The sequence below is a fragment of the Panacagrimonas perspica genome (assembly GCF_004364935.1).
GTDB classification, from domain to species: Bacteria; Pseudomonadota; Gammaproteobacteria; order Nevskiales; family Nevskiaceae; genus Panacagrimonas; species Panacagrimonas perspica.
In genome coordinates this window covers 1-1,202 of the sequence record NZ_SOBT01000004.1, presented here as the reverse complement: position 1 = coordinate 1,202, position 1,202 = coordinate 1, and the positions used below count along the sequence as shown (strand labels likewise).

1 pseudogene is annotated in these 1,202 nt (G+C 63.7%); it reads right to left on the bottom strand.

Annotated features, from left to right (window positions below):
• Window positions 1-1,202: pseudogene (locus DFR24_RS00040) on the bottom strand (efflux RND transporter permease subunit); the annotation flags it as partial.

Sequence of the window (1,202 nt, the reverse complement as noted above, 5' to 3'; positions counted from 1 at the left end):
ACACCCACACCGAGCACGGTCACCATCACCGAGTTGATGTCCAGACCGATGCCCATCAGGTGCATCGTCGCCAGCAGGTAGAAGTTCGACAGCAAGGTCGGGATCAGCAGGATCACCGCCGCCATCCAGTGGCGATACGCGTACGTCGAGATGATGAAGATCGCGCCGCAGCACAGGCCGATCAGCACCCAGTGGTAGCGCTCGACGACGCGGTTCATCGCCTCCTGCAACGCGATGGTTCCGGACGCCAGGCGGATGCGGACGACTTCGTGGTCTTCGCCGAGGTCCGCAACAGCCTTGCGCGCCGTCGCCAGCGCGTTGTCGACCGTCTCCTGCTTGTTGTCGCGATAGAACAGCGACACCGACGAATGCTGGAACTGGAAGTCGGTCATGTCCGCGAAGTTCAGCGCGTTCTGGCCGAAGGCCACGGCGGTTCCGGCGGCGTTGACCGCCCGATCGTTGGGATCGATCGGAAGCCACGCGGGGTGACCACCCGAGTACAGGCGGCTGCCTTCTTCCATCATGTCCGGGAACGCACGCGTCGCCTGTGCCGGCATCTCGGCGCTCTCCGCTTCACGCTGGATCGCCTTCGACAGCTTGTAGACCTCGGCGCTGCGCGCGGCGCGCAGTGCAACGTTCTCCGGATCCTTGGCTTCGAGAATGATCTCGAGCGAATTGACGCCGGCGAAGTGGTCGTTGATGTCCTTGACGCCGACGTTGAACTCGGAATCCGGCCACAGCAGGTTGCTGCCTTCCACCGGGTTGCCGATCGCAATCAGGCTCGAAATCCCGATCGCAGCCGCCGAAAGAGCGCCAAGTACGATCGCGGTGTACCGCGCCCGCGTTCCCGTCACCAGCGCCGCCATGCGGCGCAGCAGGTCCTTCTGGAACTTGTGGATGCCCTTCTCGTGATCGCCACCGACGATCGCGTCGATGTTCTTCGGCGCCGGCAGATAACACTGCAGGATGGCGATCAGCATCACGCCGGTCGGGATCAGCCACACCGCCCACATGCCGCAGAACAGCGCGAAGCGCTGCATCGCCGGAATCGGCGCCACGCCGATCACGAAGATCGCGATGATGTCGGTCATGATGCCCAGCACCGAAGGCGCCATCATCACCGCGAGCGTGGCTTCCGACGCCTTCACGCGGTCGCGCAGGTGCGAGTAGATCTCGTAGTAGCGCTCGGTGTACTGGATGCA